This is a genomic window from Streptomyces ossamyceticus (genome assembly GCF_001418475.1).
GTDB classification, from domain to species: Bacteria; Actinomycetota; Actinomycetes; order Streptomycetales; family Streptomycetaceae; genus Streptomyces; species Streptomyces ossamyceticus.
On sequence record NZ_LIQX01000808.1, the window covers coordinates 1 to 1,357 of the forward strand.

Annotated in this window: 1 protein-coding gene; it reads right to left on the reverse strand. The window is 74.4% G+C overall.

What is annotated here, in order from left to right:
* Window positions 1-240: 240 nt before the first annotated feature.
* Window positions 241-1,357: sensor histidine kinase (locus tag AOK15_RS39130; RefSeq protein ID WP_055523740.1), on the reverse strand; the 1,117-nt coding region annotated here is incomplete at its 5' end.

A 1,357-nucleotide genomic window follows, 5' to 3' on the forward strand; every position in this document is an offset into this window, starting at 1 on the left:
CACCACGCCACCCCGACACCCGTGCGCGTAAGAACCCCGCCACCTCTTGGCTGGTTACCGCCGCCGCGACACGGACGCCGCCACCGCCGCCACCCCGTCACCACGACACGGATGCCGTGACACGGAGAACGGACACCGCGACACGGCGAAGCGCGCCCGGAGCCTCGGCTCCGGACGCGCCCCTGATGGTCCCGCCCCCTGCCGCCGAACGTCACGCCCCCGCGGCCGGGGCCCCGAGGATCACGCCCGCCAGGGCAGCTCCGCCGTGACGCGGGTGGGCCCGCCCGCCGGGGAGTCCACGACCAGCACCCCGTCGACGGCCCCCAGCCGCTCCGCCAGCCCGGCGAGCCCCGACCCCGCCCCGGCATCGGCGCCGCCCATCCCGTCATCGCTGACCTGGAGCATCAGCCGACCCTCGACCTTCCACACATCCACCACCGCCCGGGAGGCACCCGCGTGCTTGCTGACGTTCTGGAGCAGCTCGGACACCGTGAAGTAGACGATCCCCTCGATCGCCGGCACCGGCCGCGCCGGCAGATCCACCTCCACCACCACCGGCACCGCGCACCGGGCGGCCACCGCCGACAGCGCCGCGTCCAGGCCCCGGTCGGTCAGTACCGCCGGATGGATGCCCCGCGCCAGATCCCGCAGCTCCCGCAGCGCCGTCTTCACCTCACCGTGCGCGGAGTCCACCATCCGCGCCGCCTCCCGCGGATCCTCGGTCAGCTTCTCCCGCGCCACACCCAGATCCATCGCCAGCGCGACCAGCCGCGCCTGCGCCCCGTCGTGCAGATCCCGCTCGATGCGCCGCAGATCGGCCGCCGCCGTGTCCACCACGACCCCCCGGTCCGACTCCAGCTCCACCACCCGCGCCCCCAGCCGGGACGGCCCGAGCAACGTGGTCACCATCACCCGGTCCACCATCGTCAGGCCCCGCACGATCCACGGCGTGGCCATCGTGAACAGCAGCCCCACCAGCGCCGTCACCGTCACCTCGAACGCGTTGTCGAGGTACACGGCGTGCCCCTCGTCCCCGTACAGCTGCACCCCGTCCTGCCCGACCCACATCGGGAAGACCCAGAACCACAGCGGATACGTGAGCATCGCCCACCCGTACGCCCAGAAGTTCAGGGCGACCACGAAGGAGAACAGCGACCACGGGAACTGCACCACCGCGTACAGCAGCTGCCGCCACGACGACCCGCTGCGCAGGACGGCACCCATCCACGCCAGCGCCCCCCGCTTGCGCGGCCGCAACGGCTCCGGCGCGGCCACCTCCACCCCGAGCAGCGCCCGCGCCCGCGCCCGCTCCACCGCCCCGAGCCCCCGGCACCCGGCGAGGCCCGCCCCCACCACC